Source organism: Methylobacterium sp. NMS14P, from assembly GCF_028583545.1.
Classification (GTDB): domain Bacteria; phylum Pseudomonadota; class Alphaproteobacteria; order Rhizobiales; family Beijerinckiaceae; genus Methylobacterium.
The window spans coordinates 3,433,041-3,455,869 of the sequence record NZ_CP087106.1; the positions used below are offsets into that span (position 1 = coordinate 3,433,041).

Sequence of the window (22,829 nt, forward strand, 5' to 3'; positions counted from 1 at the left end):
GGCTCAGACGACGTCGAGGGTGATGGCGCCGAGGCCGTCGATCGCCGCGACCATGCGCTGGCCGCGCTGGACCGGACCGACGCCGGAGGGCGTGCCGGTGAAGATCAGGTCGCCCGGCTGGAGGGCGAAGTAGCCCGACAGGTAGGCGATCTGCTCGGCGACGGACCAGATCATGTCGGCGAGGTCGCCCTTCTGGCGGGTCTCGCCGTCGACCGAAAGGGTGATCGCGCCCTTCGCCGGGTGGCCGATCACGGAGGCCGGATGGAGCGCGCCGATCGGCCCCGAACCGTCGGCAGCCTTGGCGGTGTCCCAGGGCCGTGACATCTTCTTGGCCTCGTCCTGGACGTCGCGCCGGGTCATGTCGAGGCCGATGGCGTAGCCGTAGACGTGCTCCAGGGCGCTATTGGCCGGGATGTCGCTGCCGCCGCTGGCGAGGGCCGCCACCATCTCCACCTCGAAATGGTAGTTGGCGGTCTTCGGCGGGTAGGCGTGGGCCGTGGGTTCCTGGCCGACGATCTGCAGGGCGTCGGCCGGTTTCATGAAGAAGAACGGCGGCTCGCGGTCCGGGTCCGCACCCATCTCGCGGGCGTGGGCGGCGTAGTTGCGGCCGACGCAGTAGACGCGGCGGACGGGATAGAAGTCGCTGCTGCCGACGATGGGGAGCGCGATGCGGGGCGGGTTCTGGATGACGGAGAGCATCTCTGCCTCTGCGGTGGATCGTCCGGGTGGCCCGGCGCGACGACGCCCGGGCCCTACATCATCGTTGTAAGGTCCGCATCGGCGCGCGCCATACCGGCGCTTGCGTCCGGCCTCCTCTGGCCTACAGAATCCGCGCGATGACGCCGACAGCCGCCCTCGACACCCTGCTGACCGCCCTTCGGGACGGGCTCGGCGCGCGGCACGTGCTGACGGACCCGGACGCCCTGGCGCCCTACCTGACGGAGAGCCGACGCCTGTTCACCGGGTCGGCCCTGGCCGTGCTCCGGCCCGCCAGCACCGACGAGGTCGCCTTCGCGGTCCGCGCCTGCACGCAGGCCGGGATCGCCGTCGTGCCGCTCGGCGGCAATACCGGACTCACCGGCGCCGGCGTGCCGCAAGGCGGCGTCGTCCTGTCCCTGGAGCGCATGAACCGCCTGCGCGCGGTCGATCCGGTGGACGCCACCATCACGGTGGAGGCCGGGATGATCCTGCAGGACGTGCAGGAGGCGGCCGAGGCCGCCGGCATGCTGTTCCCGCTCTCCTACGCGTCGCGCGGCTCCGCCCGGATCGGCGGCGGCGTCAGCACCAATGCCGGCGGCATCGCGGTCCTCGCCTACGGCAACGCCCGCGACCTGGTCCTCGGTCTCGAGGTCGTCCTCGCCGACGGGCGCGTCTGGAACGGGCTCAGGGCCCTGCGCAAGGACAACGCCGGCTACGACTTGAAGCAGCTCTTCATCGGCTCGGAGGGCACCCTGGGCGTCGTCACGGCGGCGGTGCTCAAGCTGTTCCCGCGTCCGCGATCGACGAGCGTCGCGTTCGTGGGCCTCGACTCGGCGAGGGCGGCCCTGGACCTGTTCGTCTTCCTGCGGACGCGGATGGACCGCGACCTCACGGCGTTCGAGTACCTGCCGCCCTTCGCCCTGGAGATCGTGCTGCGCCACGTCCCCGGGACGGTGCGGCCGCTGGACGGCGCGCACGGCGCCTACGCGCTGATCGAGGTCGCGTCCGCGCGCCCGGACGCCGACACCGAAGCCGAACTCGAATCGGCCCTCGGACAGGCCCTGGAGGACGGGCTGATCGCCGACGCCACCATCGCGACCAGCGGGGCCCAGAACGCCGCGCTCTGGCGCCTGCGCGAGGGCGTTCCCGAGGCGCAGACCCGTGAGGGCGCCTCGATCAAGCACGACGTGTCGGTGCCGCTCTCCCGCCTGCCCGAGTTCCTGGAGCGGGCCGGCGCGGCATGCCTCGCCGAGATGCCGGGCCTGAGACCCTGCGGCTTCGGCCATTTCGGCGACGGCAACATCCATTTCAACCTGTCGCAGCCGCCCGGGATGGAGCCCGCGGAGTTCCTGGCCGCGTGGGGCCGGTTCAACCGGATCGTTCACGACCTCGTGCACGCGCTGGGCGGATCCATCGCTGCCGAGCACGGCGTCGGCCTGATCAAGCGCGAGGAACTCGCGCGCTACGGCGATCCGGTCGGGCTCGACCTCATGCGACGCCTCAAGGCCGCCCTCGATCCGGACGACCTGCTCAACCCCGGCAAGGTCCTCGTCCGGACCGACCGCGGCGCGCCGACGGGCTGAGGAAATTTGTGCATCGCGCCATAATTCGGCGCGGCGACGGGTGCAGGACGGCAACGCCGCGCCGCCAACCGCCGGGGCGGCCCGTCGCGTTAAGCCGCTGCTAACGCTTCGGACACACGCTCAACACAGACGGCGGAGACGGATCCGTCGGCGCCAGGCATGGCAATTGCTCTGAGGCCTCCCTATCTCGCACGTGCGAGATCGAACGACGAACCGTCACCGACAGGCTGTTTTCACGTCCATCTGGAGACCGACGGAATGCCCACCTCTCAGGCCCGCGTGCAGACCACCGAGGCGAGCCGCTACCTGCAGCAGCTCTGCCGGCACTGGAGCCACAAGTTCAAGGTCGAGGCGACCCCCGATCACGGCACCGTGCCGTTCGGCGAGGACCGCGTCTGCACCTTCGATGCGGAGCCCGACGCCCTGGTGATGCGCATCGACAGCGCCGACCCGGTCAATCTCACCCGTCTGGAGAACGTCGTGGCCGACCACCTCGCCCGCTTCGCCTTCCGCGAGAGCCTCGGCGACATCCGCTGGTCGCGCGCCGCCTGAGGGCCAGCGCAGCGCGATCGCGCTGACCCGTCCGGCCCCGGCCCGGGCGGGTTGTGGGATCCCGATCGAAGCGCGGCAGTGGCGCACCACTTGCACGCGAACCCGGCTTGCGGCCAGATCGGACGCCGCCGTGACCGGGATCGATTCATGAAGCGACGCACCCTGCTGACCGGCGCCGGAGCCCTGATAGCCGGGGCCCTCGCCCGGCCGGCCCTGGTCCGGGCGGCCTCGGCGACGACCCTGCGGTTCGTGCCCTACGCGGACCTGGCGCTCCTCGACCCGATCATCACCACCAATTACGTCACGCGCACCCACGCGCTGATGGTGTTCGACACGCTCTACAGCCTCGACACTGCCTACCGCCCGCAGCCGCAGATGGTGGCGGGTCACGAGGTCGCGTCCGACGGCCTCGCGTGGCGCCTGACCCTGCGCGACGGCCTGCGCTTCCACGACGGGACGCCGGTCCTCGGCCGCGACGTGGTGGCGAGCCTGAAGCGGTGGGCGCAGCGCGACGCCTACGGCGGGGCCCTGTTCGCGACCGTGGACGAACTCTCGGCCCCCTCCGACACGGTGGTGCAGTTCCGCCTGAAGCGGCCCTTCCCGCTCCTGCCGGACGCCCTGGCCAAGCCGACCTCCTACGTCCCGGTGATCATGCCGGAGCGCCTGAGCGCGACGCCCGCGACGCAGCCGGTGCCGGAGATCGTCGGCAGCGGCCCGTTCCGCTTCGTCGCCGAGGAGCGGGTCCCGGGCTCGCTCAACGTCTACCGCCGGTTCGAGGCCTATCGACCGCGCCCCGACGGCACGCCGAGCTTCACGGCAGGGCCGCGGATCGCGCATTTCGACCGCGTCGAGTGGCGCACGATCCCGGACGGTGCGACCGCGGCCGGCGCCCTGCGCTCGGGCGAGATCGACTGGTGGGAGCAGCCCCTCGTCGATCTCGTACCGGACCTGAACCGCCAGCCCGCCGTGCGGGTGGATCTGGTGGAGACCGCCGGGCTGATCGGCCAGATCCGCCTCAACCACACCCTGCCGCCCTTCGACAATCCCGCGATCAGCCGGGCGCTGCTCGCGGCCGTCGACCAGACCGAGATGATGGACGCCGTCGCCGGCAGCGACCCGGCGATCCGGCGCGGGCCCGTCGGCATCTTCACGTCCGGCGGGCCGATGGCGTCCTCGGCCGGCTTGGAGGCGTTGACCGGCCCCCGCGACCTCGCCGCCGCGAAGCGGGCGCTGGCGGCGGCGGGCTACAAGGGCGAGCGCGTCGTGCTGCTCTCCGGGACCGACGTGCCGCGGATCAACGCGATCTGCGAGGTGATGGCCGATGCCTGCCGCAAGATCGGGATGAACCTCGACGTCGTCGCCACCGACTGGGGGACGGTCAACCAGCGGATCCTGAACGCGAAGCCCCTGGACCAGGGCGGCTGGTCGATGTTCGGCATCTTCTCCGGCGGGCTCGACCACCTCTCGCCGGCCTACCATCTGGCCGCTCGCGGCAACGGCCGGGCCGGCGTGCCGAGCTGGCTGACCGACGCGCCCCTGGAGGAGCTGCGCGGCGCGTGGTTCGACGCGCCGGACCTCGACGTCCAGAAGGCCCTGGCGGCGCGGATCCAGGCGCGGGCGCTGGAGGTCGGCGCCTACCTGCCCTGCGGCCAGTATTTCCAGCCAACCGCCTACCGGCGCGACCTCGAAGGCATGCTGACCGGGCTGCCGCTGTTCTGGAACCTGCGCCGGTCGGCCTGACCGGGCGGGCGCTCGCTCACCCGACGCTCATCAGGCTGGCATTGCCGCCGGCCGCCGCGGTGTTGATCGCGGTCGAGATCTCCTCGACCAGGCCGGCCGGATCGTAGAGGTCGCCGGCCGCCAGCGCCTCCGGGCAGCGGGCCTGGATCGGCAGGATCGCCCCGTCGCGGGCCGCGACGGCCCTGTTCAGGGCCCGCAGGTCGTCGGCGTCACCCGCGAACAGGGCCCCGGCGATCGCGCCCGCGCGCCCGAGATCCGGCGCCCGGGCAACCCGCGCCGCGCACGCTTCCGGCAGATCGTCCAGGACCGGATCGCGCCCGTCCGGCCCGATGACGACGGCCGCGTTGCCCGTGGCCAGGATCGCGCCGAGCTGGAGCAGGAGCGCCGTCTGCGTCGCGGCGACCGCCGCGACGCGCCCACGGGGACGCAGGGCGTACAGGTCGCACTCACCTACGGGACCGGCCAGCGCGATCGCGGCGCGGCCGGGATAGCGGACGGCTTCGAGCCTGTCCGCGAGGTCGTGGCGATGCCGCGAGCGCAGCCACGCCGTGTAGGGTCGCAGCGCCGCGTCGTCGGCGGGCAGCCCGTCGCGGGCGGCGGCCGGCGATCGCCGCAGCAGGCGGCCGAGGGCCAGCGGGCCGCCGGCCTTCGGGCCCGTCCCAGACAGACCGGAGCCGCCGAAGGGCTGCACGCCGACCACCGCGCCGATGATGTTGCGGTTCACGTAGCGGTTGCCGGCCCGCACGCGGTCGAGGACGCGGTCGATGGTCTCGTCGATGCGGCTGTGCAGTCCGAAGGTGAGCCCGTAGCCGGTCGCGTCGATCGCCGCGAGCAGCGCGCCGAGGGCGTCGCGGCGATAGCGCAGCACGTGCAGCACCGGCCCGAACACCTCCTGCTCGACATCGGCGACGGCCCCGATCTCGATCAGGGTCGGCGGCACGAAAGTCCCGGCGCCGGCCTCCGGCGGAAGCGGGAACTGCTCCACGGGGAAGCCCCGCGCGCGCATCCGCGTGACGTGCCCGGAGATCCGGTCGGCGGCCTCGGCTGTGATGACCGGCCCGACATCGACGGCGAGGCGCCGCGGGTCGCCCACGCGCAGCTCCCGCAGAGCGCCCCTCAGCATGTGCAGCGTCCGGTCGGCGATGTCCTCCTGCAGGCACAGGATGCGGAGCGCCGAGCAGCGCTGCCCGGCGGAATCGAAGGCCGAGGCGATCACGTCGGCCACCACCTGCTCGGCGAGCGCGGAGGAGTCGACCACGAGGGCGTTCTGGCCGCCGGTCTCGGCCACGAACGGCACCGGCTCGCCGAAGCGGTTCAGCCGCTCCGCCAGTGCGCGCTGGATGCCCTTGGCCACCGCCGTCGACCCGGTGAACATCACGCCCTGCACGCGCGGATCCTCGACCAGGGCGGCGCCGACCCGGCCGTCGCCCGGCAGGAGATGCAGCGCCGCCTCAGGGATTCCGGCCGCGTGCAGCACGCGGACCGCCGCGGCGGCGATCAGCGGCGTCTCCTCGGCGGGCTTCGCCAGGACGGTGTTGCCCGCCGCCAGGGCGGCCGCCACCTGACCGACGAAGATCGCCAGCGGGAAATTCCACGGCGCGATGCAGGCGACCGGGCCGAGTGGCGCGTGCGCGTCCCCGAGGGTCCGCTCGGCCTCGGCGGCGTCGTAGCGGAGGAAGTCGACCGCCTCGCGGATCTCCGCGACGGCGCTCGCGCAGGTCTTGCCCGCCTCCCGCACGATGAGGCCGATCAGCGGCGGCATCTGCGCCTCGAAGGCGTCGGCGGCCCGCCGCAGGCGGGCGGCGCGCTCTGTCGCCGGTGTCGCCGCCCAGCCGGCCGCGGCCACCTGCGCGTGGCCCACGGCGACCGCCACGGTCTCGCCCGTCGCCGCTCGATAGAATCCGACGATGTCCCGGCGTTCTGCGGGATTGCGCACGGGTTCGTCGACTGCCGAATCGTCCGCGCCCGACGGCACCGACCGCCACGCGGTGCGGCCGCTCGCCGCCAATCCGTCCGAAAGCCGGGCGAGGGCCGCCTCGTCGGCGAGGTCGAGCCCGGCGGCGTTCGCGCGGGCCGGGCCGTAGAGGTCCCGGGGGGCGGCGATCCGCGGATGCGGCGCGCCGGGATCCGGCGCGGCCGCGACGGCGGCGACGGGATCGGCGATCAGGTCCGCGACCGGCACGGCCTCGTCGGCGACCCGGTTGACGAAGGACGTGTTGGCCCCGTTCTCCAAGAGGCGCCGCACCAGGTAGGCGAGCAGGGTCTCGTGGGTGCCCACGGGCGCGTAGATGCGGCAGGGCCGCCGCAGGATCTCGCCCGCGATGACCGCCTCGTAGAGCGGCTCGCCCATGCCGTGCAGGCACTGGAACTCGTACTGGCCGAGGCGGAAATCCGGGCCTGCCATCTCGACGATGCTCGCCAGAGTCTGGGCATTGTGGGTGGCGAATTGCGGGAAGACCGCGTCGGGTGCCGCGAGCAGCCGCCGCGCGCAGGCGAGGTACGAGACGTCGGTGTGGACCTTCCGGGTGAAGACCGGGAAGTCCGCCAGTCCGTCGACCTGCGCCCGCTTGATCTCGCTGTCCCAGTAGGCGCCCTTCACGAGCCGCACCATCAGCCGCCGCCGGCACCTTCGGGCGAGGTCGATCAGGACGTCGATGACGAACGGGCAGCGCTTGCCGTAGGCCTGGACCACGAAGCCGAGCCCGTCCCAGCCGGCGAGATCGGGGTCGGCGGCGAGCCGCTCCAGGATGTCCAGCGACAGGTCGAGGCGATCGGCCTCCTCGGCGTCGATGTTGAGGCCGATGCGGTGAGCCATCGCCAGGCGGGCGAGGTCCCGCACGCGGGGATAGAGCTCGGCCAGGACCCGGTCGCGCTGCGCGCGGACGTAGCGGGGATGGAGCGCCGACAGCTTGATCGAGATGCCGGGGCCGAGGAGCACGCCGCGCCCGGCCGAGGCCGCGCCGATCGCCGCGATCGCGTCCGCGTAGGCGCGCCGGTAGCGCTCGGCGTCCTCGGCGGTCACGGCGGCCTCGCCGAGCATGTCGTACGAGTAGGTGAAGCCGTTCGCCTCGAGCCGCGCCGCGTGCCGCAGGGCCTCGGCGATGGTCCGCCCCGCCACGAACTGCTCGCCCATCATCCGCATGGCGAGATCGACGCCGGTCCGGATCACCGGCTCGCCGCCGCGGGCGATCAGCCGGGTGAGCGCGGCGGACAGGCCTGCCTCGTCCCGGGTCGCCGCCAGCTTGCCGGTCACGAGCAGGCCCCAGGTCGCCGCGTTGACGAAGGGCGACGGGCTGTGCCCGAGATGGGCAGCCCAGTCGCCGCCCGCGATCTTGTCGCGGATCAGCGCGTCCCGCGTCGCCGCGTCGGGGATGCGCAGCAGCGCCTCGGCGAGGCACATCAGCGCCACGCCCTCCTGGCTGGACAGCGCGTACTCGTGGATCAGCCCCTCGACGCCGCCGCGGCGGCCCTGGCGCCGCAGGGCCGCGACGAGGCGCCGCGCGTGCTCGGCGACGCGCCGAGCGGCCTCGGACGACAGGCGCGCCTCGGCGAGGAGCGGCGCCACGCAATCCCGTTCTGGCCGGCGACAGGCCGCGATCACCGCCTGCCGCAGGGGCGAGCGTTCCGCCAGGGCGGCCGCGAACGGGCCGAAGGGCTCGCTCGCCCCGACGGCCGCCTCGTCGACAACGCCGGATCCGGTCATGGGCCGCCCCTCGGACACGGCGCGGTGGCATCGCGCCGTCGCGGCCTCACGCTACACCGTCCGGGGCCCGCGTCGAGGCCGAAGGCGCTGTGGCGGATCGCGTCACTTTCCGGCTTGCGCGTGGGCGGCCTCCAGCGCGACGGCCAGGAGCGGCTGGGCACCCTCGCGGCGCAGGGTCGCCACGGGAATCACCACCGGATCGGCGCAGGCCTGAACGACGTGCGCGAGGTCGAACTGCACCGCGAGGCCGCCGGCCTTCGCGTCGAGCCACGCCATCATGGCCGGCGGCTGACCGTCATAGGTCTCGGCGACGGCCTCGCGGCACTCCTTGTCGGCATCGTCCGCCTTCGGATCGCCCGTCTTCGGGCGATAGCCCGCGAGGTAGAGGGCGTGCAGCCTTTTCGACGCCAGCGTCACCATCTTGGTCCCGCCCGGGCCTTCCGCCAGGGCGAGCTTCCCGGTCAGGGAAGCGGGCAGCAGGGTGGTCCAGTCGACCGGGGCGCCGGTGGTGAGGTCGTAGACGATCGACATCGTGCCGCTGCTCGGGTGCGCGCCGCCGCAGAACCCGCTGTCGAAGATGACGAAGCTCAGGAAGCGCGGGCCGCGCATCGGGGCCTGGACGGTGCGCTCCCAGGAACTGTTCTTCCCGCCCTGATCCTTGCACGCCTGCTCGGCCTTGAGGGCTCGCGCGTCGAGGCGCTTCAGCGCCGCGTTGATCCGACGCTCGGCCTCGTCGGCCGGCACGGCGATCTGCGGCATGGCGGCGATGCCGGGCCTCGCGTCGGACGGCGCCTTCAGGACCACCGGCCCGTCGGCGGCCCGGGCGGCCGCGGTCAGTCCGAGGAGGACAGCGCCAAGGCAGCCGATCTTGCGGCTGGCGCGGCACGCGCGCGATGGGAGGTAACGCTCGTACATCGTGCCTCGGCTCCTGTTCGGGCGGGGACGGAGGGTCTCGGGTCCCCGCCGCGAGACGATCGGATCGGCGCAGCCCTAGCATCCGGGGCGGCGACGCGGCGCGCGCTTTGACACCGGCGGAAGCAGTGTCAGAACCCCGGGATGACCGCGATCCTGATCTACGGCGCCACCGGCTATACCGGGCAGCTCCTGGCCGCGCACGCCGTCGGGCAGGGGTTGCGCCCGATCCTGGCAGGGCGCGATCCCGACAAGCTGCGGCCGCTGGCGGCCCGGCTGAACCTCGAGATGCGCGCCGCGCGCCTCGACGATGCCGCGGGCCTGCAATCCGCCCTCGCGGGCGTGGCGGCGGTGATCCACGCGGCCGGCCCGTTCTCGCGGACGGCGCGGCCGATGGCCGAAGCCTGCCTCGCGGCCGGCGCGCACTACGTCGACGTCACGGGCGAGATCGCTGTGCTGGAGGCCCTCGCGGCCAAGGACGCGGCGGCGAAGGCGGCCGGCATCGTCCTCCTGCCGGCGGCGGGCTTCGACGTGGTGCCGAGCGACTGCCTCGCCGCCCACGTGGCCGGCCGTGTTCCCGGCGCGACGCACCTGCGCATCTCCATCGGCGGGTTCGGCGGCTTCAGCCGCGGCACGGCCCGCACCATGGTGGAGGGCATCGCCTGGGGCACGCGGGTGCGCCGGGACGGGCGCATCGTCGAATTGCCGAGCCCGCCGCGCGCCACCGCGGATTTCGGAGCAGGACCGCGCCGGACCGTCGGGCTCGGCTGGGGCGACGTGTCGAGCGCGTGGTACTCGACCGGCGTGCCGAACATCGACGTCTACTTCGAGGCCTTCCCCGCCATGGCGGCGGCGGCCGGCCTGCCCGCCGGTATCCGGCGCCTCATCGCGGGCGGCACCGCGCAGCGCCTGATCAACCGCGGCATCGACCGACTACCCGCCGGTCCCTCCGCGGCCGCCCGCGAGACGGCCCGCAGCACCTTCCTGGCGGAGGCCTGGGACGGCGCAGGGCGGCGGGCGGCGAGCCGGATGGAGACGCCCGAGGGCTACACGCTCACGGCCGCGACGGCCCTGGAGGTCGCCCGCCGCCTCGCCTCGGGCACGGTGCCGGCGGGCTTCCACACGCCGGCGACGGCGTTCGGGCCAGACTTCATCCTGGAATTCGCGGGCGTGGTGCGAACGGACCTGTGAGACGCGGCCTGCACGGCGGTCGGAATGGCCGTCTTTGCGAGCGCAGCGAAGCAATCCAGGGCTGCGCCACGCTCACCGAAGTTCCGCCTCCCCGGATCGCCTTGCTGCGCTCGCGATGACGGCGGGGCGCGCGCCCCGCTCCCTCACACGGTCGCGCCGATCTGCCAGGGGGCGAATTCCGACGAGCCGAAATCGAACTGCTCGCTCTTCGTCCGCTCGCCGCCGGCGACCCGCAGGATCAGCTCGAAGATCCGGTGGCCGGCCTGCTCCACGCTCTCCGCGCCGTCGAGGATCGTGCCGCAATTGACGTCCATGTCCTCCTCGAGCCGCCGGTACATGGCCGAGTTGGTGGCGATCTTGATCGAGGGCGACGGCTTGCAGCCGAACACGGAGCCGCGGCCGGTGGTGAAGCAGACGAGGTTCGCCCCGCCCGCGACCTGCCCGGTCGCCGAGACCGGGTCGTAGCCGGGCGTGTCCATGAAGACGAAGCCCTTGGCAGTGACGGGATCGGCGTAGCGCAGCACGTCGACCAGGTTGGTGCTGCCGGCCTTCGCCATGGCCCCGAGGGACTTCTCCAGGATCGTGGTCAGGCCGCCGGCCTTGTTGCCCGGCGACGGATTCGCGTCGATCTCCGAGCCCTCCTTGCGGGTGTACTCTTCCCACCAGTGCATCAGGTCGACGAGCCTCTGGCCGACCTCCGGGCTGACGGCGCGGCGGGTGAACAGGTGCTCGGCGCCGTAGGTCTCGGTGGTCTCCGACAGGATCACTGTGCCGCCGTTCCGCACCACGAGGTCGCTGGCGATCCCCAGCGCCGGGTTGGCCGACACGCCCGAATACCCGTCCGAGCCGCCGCACTGCAGGGCGACGATCAGCTCGCTCGCCGGCACCGGCTCGCGATGGACCACGTTCGCCTCGGCCAGGATGCCGGTCACGAACGCGATCCCGGCCTCGACGGTCTTCCGGGTGCCGCCGAGGCTCTGGATGTTCATGCTGCGGATCCGGTCGCCGAGCCCCTGCTCCTCCAGGAAGGCGCCGATCTGGTTCACCTCGCAGCCGAGCCCGATCATGACGATGTGGGAGAAGTTGACGTGCCGCGCGTAGCCCGCGAGCGTCCGCCGCAGGAGCCGGAGCGGCTCGCCCATCGCCATGCCGCAGCCGGTCTTGTGGGTCAGCGCCACGACACCGTCGACGTTGGGATAGGGAGCGAGCGGGTCGAGACCGAGGATCGGGTGCCGCCGGAACGCGTCGGCGATCAGATCGGCGACGTGCGCGCTGCAATTCACCGAGGTGAGGATGCCGACGTAGTTGCGCGTCGCCACGCGACCGTCGGGGCGGCGGATGCCCTGGAAGGTCGCGGGCGGCGTCACCAGCTGGGTCGGCCTCGCATCGATCCCGAACGCGTAGTCCCGGGCGAACTCGCCCATCCCGAGATTGTGGACGTGGACGTGGCGGCCGGCCGCGATGTCCGCCTTGGCGAACCCGATGATCTGCCCGTATTTGGTCACCGGCTCGCCGCTCCGATGGGCCCGGACCGCGACCTTGTGGCCGGCCGGGATCCGCTCCACCGCCGCGACGCCGTCGGCGACAGGCGTTCCCGGCTCGATGGCGCCGCGGGCCACGGCCACGCCGTCGGCGGGGCGGAGGGTGATCACGGGATACGTGGACATCGGTCTCTCCTCGGATTCCGTCGCGCCGGTCACCGTCACCGCGCCGTCACCGCGCTGCTTCGGGGCGCAGGGCGGGGGCGCGGGCGTCGCGGACCGGCAACGGCGCGATCTCGCCGACCACGAACAGGTAGATGAAGGCGCCCAGCAGGCAGAACCCGCCGGCCACGATCAGGGGGATCACGAACGACCCCTGGGTGACCGTCAGCATGACGCCCGTGAAGGTCGTCGTCACGATCCCGGCGACGTTCGACGCGAAGTTCTGGATGCCGCCGATCGAGGCCACGTGGGCCGGGGTCGGTGCCACGTCGCCGGGCAGCGCCCAGATCGAGGCCGCCGTGAAGGCGAGGCTGCCGTAGGCGACCGCGAAGCACAGCAGCGCCACGTAGATGTTGGGCGCGATGATCGACAGGGTGATCACCGACGACATCAGCATGCCGCCGACGAGGCAGGTCTTGCGGGCCGCAGTGAGACTCCAGCCGCGACGGTAGAGCGCGTCCGACGCGAAGCCGCCGAGCCAGCCCGCGGGGATCGACGCCAGGGCCGGCAGGCTGCCGAGCGTGCCGAGCTCCGCCAGGGAGAAGCCCCGCGCCTTGACCAGGTAGGTCGGGAACCACGTGATGAAGAAGTAGATCACGAAGTTGAGGCAGAAGAACCCGGCCATCATGCCCCAGACCGTGCGGTAGCGGAACAGCGACAGCCACGGCACCTGGTTCTGGGCGTCCGCCGCGTCGACGGTCTTCGGCCGCTCCTGCGCGGCCCGCAGTCGGGCGAGCTCCTCCGGCGACACCTTCGGGTGGTTCTCGGGCTCGCGGTAGAGCCACATCCAGAACACCGCCCAGACGAAGCCCAGTACGCCGGTGACGACGAAGGATTCCCGCCAGCCCAGCGTCGCGATGACCCAGGAGACCAGCGGGATCGCCAGGGCCGAGCCCACCCGGGACCCGCTGTCGAAGATGCTGCTGGCGAAGCTGCGCTCGCTGCGCGGGAACCACGACGCCGCGACCTTGGCGAAGGACGGGTAGGCCCCGGCCTCGCCGATACCGAGCAGCATGCGCAGGCCGAGCAGGGACAGGAACCCCCGTCCGACCGCGGTCAGCGCCGTGCAGGCCGACCACCAGACCACCGCGACCACGAGGGAGAGCCGCGCGCCGACCCGGTCGGCCACGTAGCCGAAGGGCAGCTGCATGATCGCGTAGGTCCAGAAGAAGCCCGACAGGATCAGGCCCATGTCGGTGGCGTCGAGCCCGAGTTCCTTGGACATGGAGGGCGCTGCGACCGCCAGATTGGCGCGGTCGATGTAGTTGATGGCGTTGGCGGCCATGCAGAGGCCGATCATGAGCCAGCGCAGACGCGGCATCGTGGGCTCCTCCCGTCTTCCGGGTATGGCGTCCCCGGTCCGTGCGGCGCCCCCGTTGAGGCCGGGGATCGCCGCCGAGCGTGGTGTCGTGCCGGGTCGTTCCCGGCTCAGGTGCGGTAGGCGTTGCCGTCGAGGCCGTGCGGCCGGCCGGCGGCGAGCAGGGTCTCCCAGACGGGCTCGGGCAGCGGCACGCCCTCGGCGAGACGCTCGGCGCGCATGCGCCGCTCCGGCTCGCCAGGCAGCAGGACCTCGGCGCCCGGCATCGGCTTCGCGCTCTTGAAGAAGTCGAGATAGGCCCGCGTCTCGGCCGCGAGGGCGTCCTCGGTGCCGAGGGCCGACGGCGTGACGTAGATCGACAGCATGCCGTTGCAGATCCGCCGCTGCCCGGGCCCGGCCGTGCCGGAGCCGGTGAGCGCGCCGGCCAGAAGCTCGCACATTAGCGCGAGGCCGGAGCCCTTGTGCTCGCCGAAGGCCCGGATCGCACCCGCCCCGCGCTGGTTGTCGCGCTCGACGCCCTCCAGCGGGCCGAACAGGGTCGCCGGGTCGGCGCTGAGGCGGCCGTCGGGCTCGATCAGCGCGCCCTCCGGCAGCGGCTTGCCGCCCCGGGAGGCGACCAGCACCTTGCCCTCGGCGACCAGCGACGTGGCGAAGTCGAGGATGATCGGGTCGCCTCCTGGGACCGGGAAGCCGGCCGCGAAGGGCGCCGTCGAGAAGCGGCGCTCCACGGATCCGAACGGCGCCACGAGGAGGCTGCCGGCCACGTTGACGAAGTGGACCGAGACGAGCCCCGCCGCCGCCGCCCGCTCGGCCCACTCGCCGATCCGGCCGATATGCCCGGCGTGCCGGAGGGCGATGATCGCGACGCCGTTCTCCCGCGCCTTGGCGATCCCGAGATCGACGGCGACGGGGCCGGCCGTCTGCCCGAACCCGTAATGGGCGTCCACGAGGGCGAAGTTCGGCGCGTCGGTGACGATCTCGGGCGTGCGGCCGGCCTCGACCTCGCCGGCGCGCATCCACTCGACGTAGCGGGTGACCCGGACGACGCCGTGGCTGTCGTGGCCGGTGAGGTTCGCCGCGACCAGGAAGCGGCCGATCCGCTCGGCCTCCGGCTCGGCGCAGCCCTCGCGCACGAAGATGTCCCGCACGTAGGCGGTCAGCCTGTCGGCCAGAATGCGCATCCCGTCTCTCCCTCGCCGCGCTTCGCCGAGCGCGTGCGGGATGAACCTAGCGCCCTCGCACGTGCGGGGCGAGCACCGGCGGATGACGGCGGCCGCCACCTGTCGTCCCCGCCGGATCGGTCACGGATCGGACAAGACGGGCCCGGGTGGGTCGCCGTAGGGGAAGAAGTCGGCCGCCCGCATCTGCGCGTAGGCGAGGTGATCGAGCCGCACCGTGCCGAGGAACGGCTCCGGCGGCTCCACCAGCAGGATCGTGCGGGCGTAGCCGCTGTCGTCGAAGCCGCGTCGGAAATGCACCCGCGACTTGATCGCCACGACGTCGAAATCCGCCGGCTCCAGGCCGAGGCGCCACAGCTCGTCGGGCTCGACGATCTGCGCGAGCTGCGGGCTCAGCACGAGGACGTTGCCGGTCCCGAACGCGACGCAGATCCAGGTACCACCGCCGCCGCCGCTGCCGGCGACGCCCGGCTCCAGCGCCTCCACCGCGCGCAGCACGGTCCCGGTGATGCGCACCGGGTCGCCCGCGGACGGGTCGCCGCCGCCGCCCACCGGCGCGTCGAACGGGTCGCCGGCCGCGAGGGACCCCGTCGCGATGTCGGGCGACGCCACGGTGGCGACCAGGGTGCGGGCAAGGCCCTGCCGCAGGATCTCGCCCAGCAGCCAAGTCGCCCGGCCCGACCGGTCGCTGTGGTCGGCGAGGACCACCGGGGCGGCACCCTCCGCCACCGCCGCCCGCGCGAGGTGCACACCGTCGGCGATCGTGTGGATCCGCGCCGCCTCGAGCAGCGCGCGCCGCTGCCGCCACGCGAAATCCGCGACATCCCGCGCCACCCGGTCGGCGAGGGCCTGGTCGTCGTTGGTGATCGCCTGCACGGTCATCCCGCCGTCCGGGGCGTCACCCCACGGGAAGCCGAAGAAGACGTTGACGAACACGTCCGGCTCGCGCGCCTCCCAGACGAGGGCCCGCTGCACGAGGTCGGACCACGGTGCGGCGCCGGTCCACTGCACGACGGTCGGCGAGAGGATCGGCACCTTGAGGGTCCGGTGCACCGGCCGGAAGTCACCGCGCACGGCGCGGACGAGCATCCGGGCGGCCCGCTGCCCCTGCAGGTGGCCGTCGTAGTGCGGGAAGTACTTCACCGCGAAGGCCATGTCGGCATGGTCGAGGAAGGCGGCGTCCTCGTTGCCGTGCAGGTCGAAGGTTCCGACCAGGATCGCCCCCTCACCCACCGCGGCGCGCACCTGCCGGGCGATGTCGGCCTCCGGCCGCGGGACGCCGCGCACCGCCATCGCGCCGTGCAGGGCCAGGTAGACCCCGTCGAACGGGCCCTCCGCCCGGAGCTCGGAGACCATCTGCCCGACGAAATGCGCGTAGGCGTCGGCGGTGATCCAGCCCGAGGCGGTGCCGGTGCACGGCCAGAGCGGCGAGGTGATCCCGACCAACTCGACGCCGTCGTACTCTCGCGCCACCTGCACGAACCCGCCCATGTAGCCCTTGGGATCGGTGGCGAGGAGCGCGGCCCCGGCGGCCGGCGAGCCGGGATAGGTGAAGTCGTCCCGGGTCGTGTCGTTCGGGAGGAACGTCACGGTCTCGTGCGTGAACTGGAGGACGGCAAGGCGCATCGATGGTCGGCCCTCTGGGATCCGGGTGACAATCAGGAGATCTCGCGCACCAGCTTGGCGATGAGCGAGCGGCCGAAGGCCGCGAAGCTCTCGGCGGTCATCACGAAGGCGTTCTCCCCGCCGATGACGACGCTCCGGTAATACGCCGCCAGACCGCCCACCGGGTTGGTGTGCTCCTTCAGGAAGGCCGGCATCCCCTCCGGCTCGGTGAGGATGACGATGCCGTTCACCGTGATGCCGGCCGCTACGGCGGCGTCCCGGGCCTCCGCGATGGGGCGCCCGGCATTGCCGGTGCCGTCGCCCGAGATGTCGATCACCCGGCGGTCGGCGCTGAACGGTGCCCGGGCCAGCAGGTCGGCGGCGAAACCGATCGCCGACCCGATGGCCGTGCGTCCGTAGAACGGCCGCGGCACGGCGCGCAGGCGCGCCGCGAAGGCGGCCGCGTCCTGCGCCGAGGCGATCACCATCCAGTCGACCGCCACCTGCTGCTCGCCGGGTCCGGCCCATTCGAACAGGGCGACGCCGATGCGCCCGGTCGGGCCGTCGTTGATGGCGCGCAGCACGCGCGGGTCGCCGAAGGCCTCGGCGTATCCGCGGCGCTCGAGGTCGAACCGGGCCTCGCTGATGCTGAGCGACACGTCCACCGCGAGGACGAGGAGGAGGTCGACGCCCGCATCCGCCGCGCGGGCGGGGCGACCGGCCAGCGACAGGGCGGCGAGCATCCCGGACAGGAACGGGCGTCGCCGCATGGCCGACCCTCGATCTCGGTCGCCCGCGCGGGACGGCGGGCGACGACACCCATGCAACGAGCCTGCCGACCCGCCGGTTCGCAGCGTCCGTCCGCGCCGCGCGAAGGTTCCGCCCGCGCGGCGCGGATCCGCGCCGCTTTCGGCCGCATCACGGGCGAAGGCGCCCGCCCTACCTGCCACGGATCGGTGCGCCGCCGGCGCCGCCCATCCAGAGACAGTCGACATGCAGCGTGTTCGCCGAATCGGTCGTGCCATCGAGAACGGGATCGTCGGAGCCGTCACCGGGACGGCCGCCCTGGTCAGCCGGACGATCGACGGGCTGATCGGGCTGGTTGGCCACCTGTCCGACCGCCTCGATGCCAAGTTGGCGTCGCTCGCCGACGAGTCCCGGGCGCGCCATCGGCGCGCGGGCCGCCGGCAGAGCGACCCGATCTCGCTGGAGTAGCGGCGCGCGTGCCGGCGCTAGAGCCCAGGCCCCTTGGCGGCGCCGAAGATGCGGCCCGGCTTGCCGTCGGCCACGCCCTGGAGAAGGACGACCCAGCTGTCCGCGTCGGCGACGCGGGCCTGGGTGTCGGGCACCTCGAAGCGGGTCGGCTGTCCCGTCCAGGAACCGAGCCGCTGCATGCCCCGGACCACGTTGACGTAGGTCGCCGTCCGGCCGCCATTCTCCCCGGACTGGATCGCGATGGCGCGGCTGCGGAGCACGGGCACCAGCCAGACGTCGCCGCGGACCTCGGCCTTGGCCTCCGGGGCGGCCCCGACCTCGACCAGGATCCGGTCGCCCTTGGTCTCGCCGCGCACCGGGACCGGCAGCCCGCCGTGCTGGCAGGCATCCCGGATCAGGCGCTCCAGGGCCGGCCGGTCGGACCCGACCGCGAAGCCGTTGCCGTCGACCACCACCTGGGGCGTGAAGACCTGTCGCGCACCCCGCCCCCGCGCGTAGGCGCGCTGGCGCTCGGTCAGCGGCCGCAGTGCCAGCGTGTCCTTCCAGCCGAGGTAGTCCCAGTAGGTCACCGGCAAGGTGAGGGCGATGACGCCGGGCTTGTGGGCGAGGTCGCGCAGGACCGGGTCGGCGGACCGGCAGGCGCCGCATCCCTGGCTGGTGAAGAGCTCCACCACGGCGCGAACGGGCTCGGCCCGCGCCGGCATCGCGGCCAGCGTCGCGCAGGCAAGCAGCGCTGCGCGGAGCGCGCGGCGGTCGCGGGTCGGGGCGCGGTGCCGGGGCGTCATCGATCCATCAGACCGTCTGGGAAGCCGAAGGTGAAATCACGTTGGCTTGAGAGGCCTCTACCGTCGGTTGAAGTGGTACCGGAGCCACTCTCGGCTTGGGCAGCATGTCGGGCCGCCATCGGCGATGCATCCAGAGCCACTGACCCGGATTCTCCCGCACCCAGCCCTCGACGACGGCCGTCATCGCCTGCATGGCGCCGGCGACGTCGATGGTCCCGTCGGCGGCCCTGGGCAGGACGAGGGGCGGCGTCAGTTCGAGGCGGAAGCGGCCCTCCGGCAGGCGCACGACGCGCACGCCGTGCACCGGGCAGTCGTAGTGGCGGGCGAGCTTGGCCAGCAGCGGGTTGGCGAGGCACGGCCGGCCGAGGAACTCCACCACGACGCCGCGGGTGAAATGCTGGTCGATGAGCTGGCCGAGGTGGCCGCCGGTCTCGACCACGTCGCGCATGGCGAACACGGCGCCCGGCGCGGAGGCGGCGAGGCCGCCCATCGTCCGGCGGCGGACCTCCTGGACGAGGCGCGCGGCCGCGGGATTGTTCGGCGGCCGGAACACCGCGGTGGCATCGAGGCCGAACTTGGCCGCGCAGATCGCCGGCAACTCCCAGTTCGCCAAGTGCGCCGAGAAGATCAGTCCCGGCCGGCCGTCGTCGCGCAGGGCGTAGAAGTGCTCGATGCCTGCGACCTCGGTCCGCAATTCGCTGGTGGCGGCGGGATCGTAATCGAAGAGGGTGTCGAGATGGGCGTACTCGGCCCCCGTCCGCCCGAGATTGTCCCAGGCCTCCAGGGCGATCCGCTTCCGCTCCGCCTCCGGCAGGTCGGGGAAGGCCGCCCTGAGGTTCGCCATCGCGGTGCGGTGCGCCGGCAGGAGCGGGCCGAGGGTGCGCAGCAGCGCGGCACCGAACGCCGCGGCGCGCATCGGCCCGAGGCCGCGCGCCAGCAGCACCAGGGCGCGGATCACCGGGATCATCGCGAAGCCCGCGAGGCGCGGGTACGACCGTTTCAGCAGGAGGGCGAGACGCAGCACAATCGATTCCAGGGATACGGTCCGGGCGGCCCCCCAGCGACCCGTACGGCGACGTTTACGCCAAGTCTCTCGCAGCGCGAAATCGCGGTCGCCGTGCCCGGGACCTTGGTGCTCCCGAGCGGGCGCGCCGCCGTCGCCGCTACAGGCCGACGAGGATCTTGCCGAAGACCCGACGCGATTCGAGGCGCTCCAGGCCCTGCGCGAAATCCGCCAGCGGGTACACGGTATCGACCACCGGTCGAATGCCCGCTTCCATCTTGGCGAGGGCCTGCCCGATATTCGCGAGCGAGCAGCCGAACGAGCCGGTGATGCGGTACTGCTGCTGGAACAGCTGCATCAGGTTCATCGTCGCCGAGACGCCCGAGGTCGATCCGCAGGTCACGAGGCGGCCGCCGCGCTTCAGGCAGAGCAGGGAGCCGTTCCAGGTGTCGGCGCCGACATGCTCGAAGACCACGTCGACGCCCTTGCGCTTCGTGAGCCGGCGGACCTCGCCCTCGAAGCGCTCGGTGCGGTAGTTGATGACGTGGTCGGCGCCGAGCTCGGCGGCCTTGCGACCCTTCTCGTCGTCGCCGACCGTCGTGTAGACGGTGCAGCCGATCGCCTTGGCCATGCGGATCGCCGCGGTCCCGATCCCCGAGCCGCCGGCATGGACCAGCACGCTCTCGCCGGGCTCCAGGCGGGCGTTGTCGAACAGCATGTGCTGGACGGTGCCGAAGGCGATGCCCGCGCAGGCGGCGTCGGTGTCGCTGACGCCGTCCGGCACCTTCACGGCGAGGCGGGCCGGCAGGGTCACCAATTCCCGGGCGAAGCCGTCGAGGTGGAAGCCCATCACGCCGGACACGTCCTCGCAGAGGTTGTCGCGCCCCTCGCGGCAGGCTTTGCACCGGCCGCAGGTCATGGCGCCGTAGGGCACGACCCGGTCGCCCGCCGCCAGTCCGGTGACGCCGGCCCCGACCGCCTCGACGATCCCGGCCGCCTCCGCACCGACGATCAGCGGCATCTTCCGCTTGGCGAAGGCCATGCCGCGGAAGCCCCAGACGTCGATGAAGTTGAGGCCGACCGCGCGGATGCGGATCCGGACCTCGTCAACGCCGGGCGCGGGCGGCGGCTCGATCTCGGTGAGGCGCAGGTCGCGGTCGCCGAACAGCTGCAGGGCTAGCATCGTGTCTCTCGTCACTCCGGCGCCAGGTAGCGCCGCCGCGCCCAACCCAGGGCGCGTCCGGCCTTCACCCGGCACCACGTGGTGCGGCTCGGCGTGTCGTTGGTGCAACCGAAGACCAGGGCGCGGGTGCGGATCTCGCCGATCTGCTCGGCGGACGGGTCCGGCTCGGCGCGGATGCTGAGCGGCTCGCCCGGCGGCAGGCCGGAGATCCGGTAGACCTGCGGCTCCGCCCCGGCATGGCCCGGGGCCAGGAGAGCCGCGCAGCACAGGGCGGCGGTGAGGGCGAGGCTGGCGCGCATCGTCAGGGTCGTCCGGTTCGGCGGCGCCACCGTCAGGTCCGGTGGACACCCATCATGGCGGTCAGGCCGCCATCGACGGGCAGCACGGTCCCGGTGATGTAGGATGCCCCCTCGCCCATCAGGAAGGCCGCCAGCGCCGCGACGTCCTCGGGCCGGCCGAAGCGGCCGGCGGGAATCTGCCGCTCCATCCCGTCCCGGTAGGCGGCGTAGCGCTCCATCATGGCGGTGTCGACGAAGCCCGGGGCGATGACGTTGACGGTCACGCCGCGCTTGGCGGTCTCGATCGCCAGGGTGCGGCAATAGGCGATGAGCGCGCCCTTGGTCGCCGCGTAGGCGGCGTTGCCGGCATTCGCCCGCAGGGCCGCGACGGAGCCGATCGCCACGATGCGGCCCGCGCGCGCCCGGGTCATCTCCCGCACCAGCGCCTTGGCGAGGCGCGTCAGCGAGAAGAAGTTAACCTGCATGGCGGCCTCGGCCCGATCCTGATCGAGCATCGCCGCGAGGGCGTCGCAGGACTGGCCGGCGTTGTGGACGAGCCCGTAGTAGCCCGCGGCCTCGGCGGTCTCGCAGAACCGCTCCAGCCCCGCGCGGTCGGCGAGGTCGACGGGATGGGCCGCGAAGGGCCGGTCTGGGTAGGTCGTCCGCAGTTCGGCCAGCAGCGCCTGCGCGGCCTCGGCCGAGGCGCGGTAGGTGAAGTCGACGCCGAGGCCGGATCCCGCCAGCGCGCGGACGATCGCGGCGCCGATGCCGGACGCGCCGCCGGTCACGAGGACCCGGCGCGGGGTGTCGGCGGCGCTCACGCGGGCTCCGCGCCGAGGACGAGGCAGGTGTTCTGGCCGCCGAAGCCGAACGAGTTCGACAGCACGGTCCGCACCGGCAGGTCGCGGGCGGTCTCCACGATGTCGAGGGCGATGGTCGGGTCCGGCACCCGGTGGTTGATGGTCGGCGGGATGCGGCCGTGGCGGATGGTCAGCAGCGAGACCGCGGCCTCGATGGCGCCGGCCGCCGTCAGCGTGTGGCCGATCATCGACTTGTTGGACGTGACCGGCAGGGCGCACGCGCGGTCACCGAACACCGCCGCGAGGCCCAGGGCCTCCATCTTGTCGTTCTCGGGCGTCGACGTGCCGTGCGCGTTCACCGTGTCGATCGCCTCGGCCGCCACGCCGGCATCGTCCAGGCTCGCCCGGATCGCCGCGATGATCGGCGCGCCGTCGGGGCTCGAGCGGGTGCGGTGGAAGCCGTCGCCCTTCTCGCCGCAGCCGAGGACGTAGCCGAGGATCGCGGCGCCCCGGGCGACGGCGGCCTCGGCGTCCTCGAGCACCAGGGCGGCCGCGCCCTCGCCCATGACGAACCCGTCCCGGTCCTTCGAGAACGGCTTCGAGGCGGTCGCGGGGTCGTCGTTGCGGGTCGAGAGCGCCGAGAGCAGCGAGAAGCGGATGAGTGATTCCGGGTTCACCGAGCCGTCCGTGCCGATGCAGAGCGCCGCCGCGGTCTCGCCGCGCCGGATCGCCTCGACGCCGAGCTGGATCGCCGTGGCCCCCGACGAGCAGGCGGTCGAGAGCGAGATCGGCGAGCCCTTCGTGCCGAAGCGGTCGGCGATGCGGTCAGCGACCGTGCCGAAGATGAACAGGTCGTGCCAGGGATCGAAGCGACGTGTCGCCGCCGCCCGCAGCAGGCCGGCGTAGTCGACCGGACCGTCGCCGCCCGCGGCCTCGGCCAGGGCCTGGCGCTGCGGCCACTCCATCTCGACCGGCGGGACCGCGATGAACAGGGCGCCCGGGAAATCGCCCCTGGCGCCGAGGCCGGCCTGCGCCACCGCCTCCTCGGCGGCGACGGCGGCGAACCGCTCGGACAGGAGCGGCGCGACGAGCGGATCGGTGTCGAGGAAGTCCACCGTCCCGGCGATGCGGGTGCGCAGCGTGTCGGTCGGGAACCGCGCGATGGCGTGGATGCCCGACCGGCCCTCGGTCATGGCCGCCCAGGTGTCGGCCTGTCCCTGACCGAGGGAGGAGACGACGCCGATGCCGGTGACCGCGACGAGCGGCCGGCCCCTGGCGTCGCGGTAGGATCGCGCGCTCATGGAGCGGTCCTTACGGGATTTTCCGCCGCGGTACACCTCCGCGCGGACGGTGCGGGGCGCCCGGCGCCGGGACGACGGGC

19 protein-coding genes are annotated in these 22,829 nt (G+C 73.1%); 5 read left to right on the top strand and 14 right to left on the bottom strand.

Features of this window, described 5'->3' with window-relative positions:
• Positions 1-3: 3 nt before the first annotated feature.
• Positions 4-699, bottom strand: coding sequence for a fumarylacetoacetate hydrolase family protein (locus tag LOK46_RS16500; RefSeq protein ID WP_273558861.1), 696 nt, complete (start codon positions 697-699; stop codon positions 4-6).
• Positions 700-836: 137 nt separating this feature from the next.
• On the opposite strand from LOK46_RS16500, the gene LOK46_RS16505 reads away from it, so the two are divergent.
• The 3 genes from LOK46_RS16505 (at position 837) to LOK46_RS16515 (ending at position 4,574) form a co-directional block, all read left to right on the top strand.
• Complete coding sequence (locus tag LOK46_RS16505; protein ID WP_273558862.1) at positions 837-2,282, top strand: FAD-binding oxidoreductase; 1,446 nt, start codon at positions 837-839, stop codon at positions 2,280-2,282.
• 258 nt (positions 2,283-2,540) lie between these two features.
• Entirely contained in the window at positions 2,541-2,834 is a 294-nt protein-coding gene (locus tag LOK46_RS16510) for a DUF2218 domain-containing protein (protein ID WP_273558864.1), read from the top strand.
• Positions 2,835-2,981: 147 nt separating this feature from the next.
• Positions 2,982-4,574 (top strand): ABC transporter substrate-binding protein, encoded by a 1,593-nt coding sequence (locus tag LOK46_RS16515; protein WP_273558865.1) that lies wholly within the window; start codon positions 2,982-2,984, stop codon positions 4,572-4,574.
• Between the two features lie 16 nt (positions 4,575-4,590).
• On the opposite strand, the gene putA is transcribed toward LOK46_RS16515, so the two are convergent.
• Both putA and LOK46_RS16525 read right to left on the bottom strand, forming a co-directional pair.
• Positions 4,591-8,277: a trifunctional transcriptional regulator/proline dehydrogenase/L-glutamate gamma-semialdehyde dehydrogenase gene (gene putA / locus LOK46_RS16520; RefSeq protein ID WP_273558867.1), complete on the bottom strand. Its 3,687-nt coding sequence runs from the start codon at positions 8,275-8,277 to the stop codon at positions 4,591-4,593.
• Positions 8,278-8,379: 102 nt separating this feature from the next.
• Positions 8,380-9,192: a hypothetical protein gene (locus LOK46_RS16525; protein WP_273558869.1), complete on the bottom strand. Its 813-nt coding sequence runs from the start codon at positions 9,190-9,192 to the stop codon at positions 8,380-8,382.
• A gap of 141 nt (positions 9,193-9,333) precedes the next feature.
• Here LOK46_RS16525 and LOK46_RS16530 point away from each other — a divergent pair, with 141 nt between their 5' ends.
• Positions 9,334-10,380 carry a saccharopine dehydrogenase family protein gene (locus LOK46_RS16530; RefSeq protein WP_273558872.1) on the top strand — a complete coding sequence of 349 codons (1,047 nt, stop codon included), beginning with the start codon at positions 9,334-9,336 and terminating at the stop codon, positions 10,378-10,380.
• Between the two features lie 143 nt (positions 10,381-10,523).
• Here the strand turns inward: LOK46_RS16530 and LOK46_RS16535 are convergent, their stop codons facing one another.
• The 5 genes from LOK46_RS16535 to LOK46_RS16555 form a co-directional block, all read right to left on the bottom strand.
• Positions 10,524-12,047 (bottom strand): UxaA family hydrolase, encoded by a 1,524-nt coding sequence (locus LOK46_RS16535; protein ID WP_273558874.1) that lies wholly within the window; start codon positions 12,045-12,047, stop codon positions 10,524-10,526.
• Positions 12,048-12,093: 46 nt separating this feature from the next.
• Positions 12,094-13,404 carry an MFS transporter gene (locus tag LOK46_RS16540; RefSeq protein ID WP_056528209.1) on the bottom strand — a complete coding sequence of 437 codons (1,311 nt, stop codon included), beginning with the start codon at positions 13,402-13,404 and terminating at the stop codon, positions 12,094-12,096.
• A 107-nt stretch (positions 13,405-13,511) separates the two neighbouring features.
• Positions 13,512-14,582 carry a malate/lactate/ureidoglycolate dehydrogenase gene (locus tag LOK46_RS16545; RefSeq protein WP_273558877.1) on the bottom strand — a complete coding sequence of 357 codons (1,071 nt, stop codon included), beginning with the start codon at positions 14,580-14,582 and terminating at the stop codon, positions 13,512-13,514.
• A gap of 120 nt (positions 14,583-14,702) precedes the next feature.
• Positions 14,703-16,205, bottom strand: a complete 1,503-nt coding sequence (locus LOK46_RS16550; RefSeq protein WP_273558879.1) for a M81 family metallopeptidase — start codon at positions 16,203-16,205, stop codon at positions 14,703-14,705.
• Between the two features lie 32 nt (positions 16,206-16,237).
• On the bottom strand, positions 16,238-16,954 hold the full coding sequence (locus LOK46_RS16555; protein WP_273558881.1) for a DUF1194 domain-containing protein: 717 nt from the start codon (positions 16,952-16,954) through the stop codon (positions 16,238-16,240).
• A 223-nt stretch (positions 16,955-17,177) separates the two neighbouring features.
• Here LOK46_RS16555 and LOK46_RS16560 point away from each other — a divergent pair, with 223 nt between their 5' ends.
• The gene (locus tag LOK46_RS16560; protein ID WP_273558883.1) at positions 17,178-17,399 is read left to right on the top strand and encodes a hypothetical protein; all 222 of its coding nucleotides are present in this window, start codon (positions 17,178-17,180) and stop codon (positions 17,397-17,399) included.
• A 17-nt stretch (positions 17,400-17,416) separates the two neighbouring features.
• On the opposite strand, the gene LOK46_RS16565 is transcribed toward LOK46_RS16560, so the two are convergent.
• The 6 genes from LOK46_RS16565 to LOK46_RS16590 form a co-directional block, all read right to left on the bottom strand.
• Entirely contained in the window at positions 17,417-18,184 is a 768-nt protein-coding gene (locus LOK46_RS16565) for a DUF1223 domain-containing protein (protein ID WP_273558885.1), read from the bottom strand.
• Between the two features lie 7 nt (positions 18,185-18,191).
• The gene (locus tag LOK46_RS16570; protein WP_273558887.1) at positions 18,192-19,208 is read right to left on the bottom strand and encodes a lipid A biosynthesis lauroyl acyltransferase; all 1,017 of its coding nucleotides are present in this window, start codon (positions 19,206-19,208) and stop codon (positions 18,192-18,194) included.
• A 139-nt stretch (positions 19,209-19,347) separates the two neighbouring features.
• Positions 19,348-20,370, bottom strand: a complete 1,023-nt coding sequence (locus LOK46_RS16575) for a zinc-binding dehydrogenase (protein WP_273558889.1) — start codon at positions 20,368-20,370, stop codon at positions 19,348-19,350.
• Positions 20,371-20,381: 11 nt separating this feature from the next.
• Positions 20,382-20,699: an SH3 domain-containing protein gene (locus LOK46_RS16580; RefSeq protein ID WP_273558890.1), complete on the bottom strand. Its 318-nt coding sequence runs from the start codon at positions 20,697-20,699 to the stop codon at positions 20,382-20,384.
• 2 nt (positions 20,700-20,701) lie between these two features.
• A complete protein-coding gene (locus tag LOK46_RS16585; RefSeq protein ID WP_273558892.1) occupies positions 20,702-21,469 on the bottom strand; it encodes an SDR family NAD(P)-dependent oxidoreductase in 768 nt (255 codons plus the stop codon).
• The gene (locus tag LOK46_RS16590; protein ID WP_273558894.1) at positions 21,466-22,749 is read right to left on the bottom strand and encodes a beta-ketoacyl-ACP synthase; all 1,284 of its coding nucleotides are present in this window, start codon (positions 22,747-22,749) and stop codon (positions 21,466-21,468) included. Before LOK46_RS16590 ends, LOK46_RS16585 begins: the two co-directional genes overlap by 4 nt.
• Between the last annotated feature and the right edge of the window lie 80 nt (positions 22,750-22,829).

Coding starts and splice junctions, on each gene's coding strand:
- LOK46_RS16500 (WP_273558861.1), bottom strand. CDS start 699: ATGCTCTCCGTCATCCAGAACCCGCCCCGCATCGCGCTCCCCATCGTC.
- LOK46_RS16505 (WP_273558862.1), top strand. CDS start 837: ATGACGCCGACAGCCGCCCTCGACACCCTGCTGACCGCCCTTCGGGAC.
- LOK46_RS16510 (WP_273558864.1), top strand. CDS start 2,541: ATGCCCACCTCTCAGGCCCGCGTGCAGACCACCGAGGCGAGCCGCTAC.
- LOK46_RS16515 (WP_273558865.1), top strand. CDS start 2,982: ATGAAGCGACGCACCCTGCTGACCGGCGCCGGAGCCCTGATAGCCGGG.
- putA (WP_273558867.1), bottom strand. CDS start 8,277: ATGACCGGATCCGGCGTTGTCGACGAGGCGGCCGTCGGGGCGAGCGAG.
- LOK46_RS16525 (WP_273558869.1), bottom strand. CDS start 9,192: ATGTACGAGCGTTACCTCCCATCGCGCGCGTGCCGCGCCAGCCGCAAG.
- LOK46_RS16530 (WP_273558872.1), top strand. CDS start 9,334: ATGACCGCGATCCTGATCTACGGCGCCACCGGCTATACCGGGCAGCTC.
- LOK46_RS16535 (WP_273558874.1), bottom strand. CDS start 12,047: ATGTCCACGTATCCCGTGATCACCCTCCGCCCCGCCGACGGCGTGGCC.
- LOK46_RS16540 (WP_056528209.1), bottom strand. CDS start 13,404: ATGCCGCGTCTGCGCTGGCTCATGATCGGCCTCTGCATGGCCGCCAAC.
- LOK46_RS16545 (WP_273558877.1), bottom strand. CDS start 14,582: ATGCGCATTCTGGCCGACAGGCTGACCGCCTACGTGCGGGACATCTTC.
- LOK46_RS16550 (WP_273558879.1), bottom strand. CDS start 16,205: ATGCGCCTTGCCGTCCTCCAGTTCACGCACGAGACCGTGACGTTCCTC.
- LOK46_RS16555 (WP_273558881.1), bottom strand. CDS start 16,954: ATGCGGCGACGCCCGTTCCTGTCCGGGATGCTCGCCGCCCTGTCGCTG.
- LOK46_RS16560 (WP_273558883.1), top strand. CDS start 17,178: ATGCAGCGTGTTCGCCGAATCGGTCGTGCCATCGAGAACGGGATCGTC.
- LOK46_RS16565 (WP_273558885.1), bottom strand. CDS start 18,184: ATGACGCCCCGGCACCGCGCCCCGACCCGCGACCGCCGCGCGCTCCGC.
- LOK46_RS16575 (WP_273558889.1), bottom strand. CDS start 20,370: ATGCTAGCCCTGCAGCTGTTCGGCGACCGCGACCTGCGCCTCACCGAG.
- LOK46_RS16590 (WP_273558894.1), bottom strand. CDS start 22,749: ATGAGCGCGCGATCCTACCGCGACGCCAGGGGCCGGCCGCTCGTCGCG.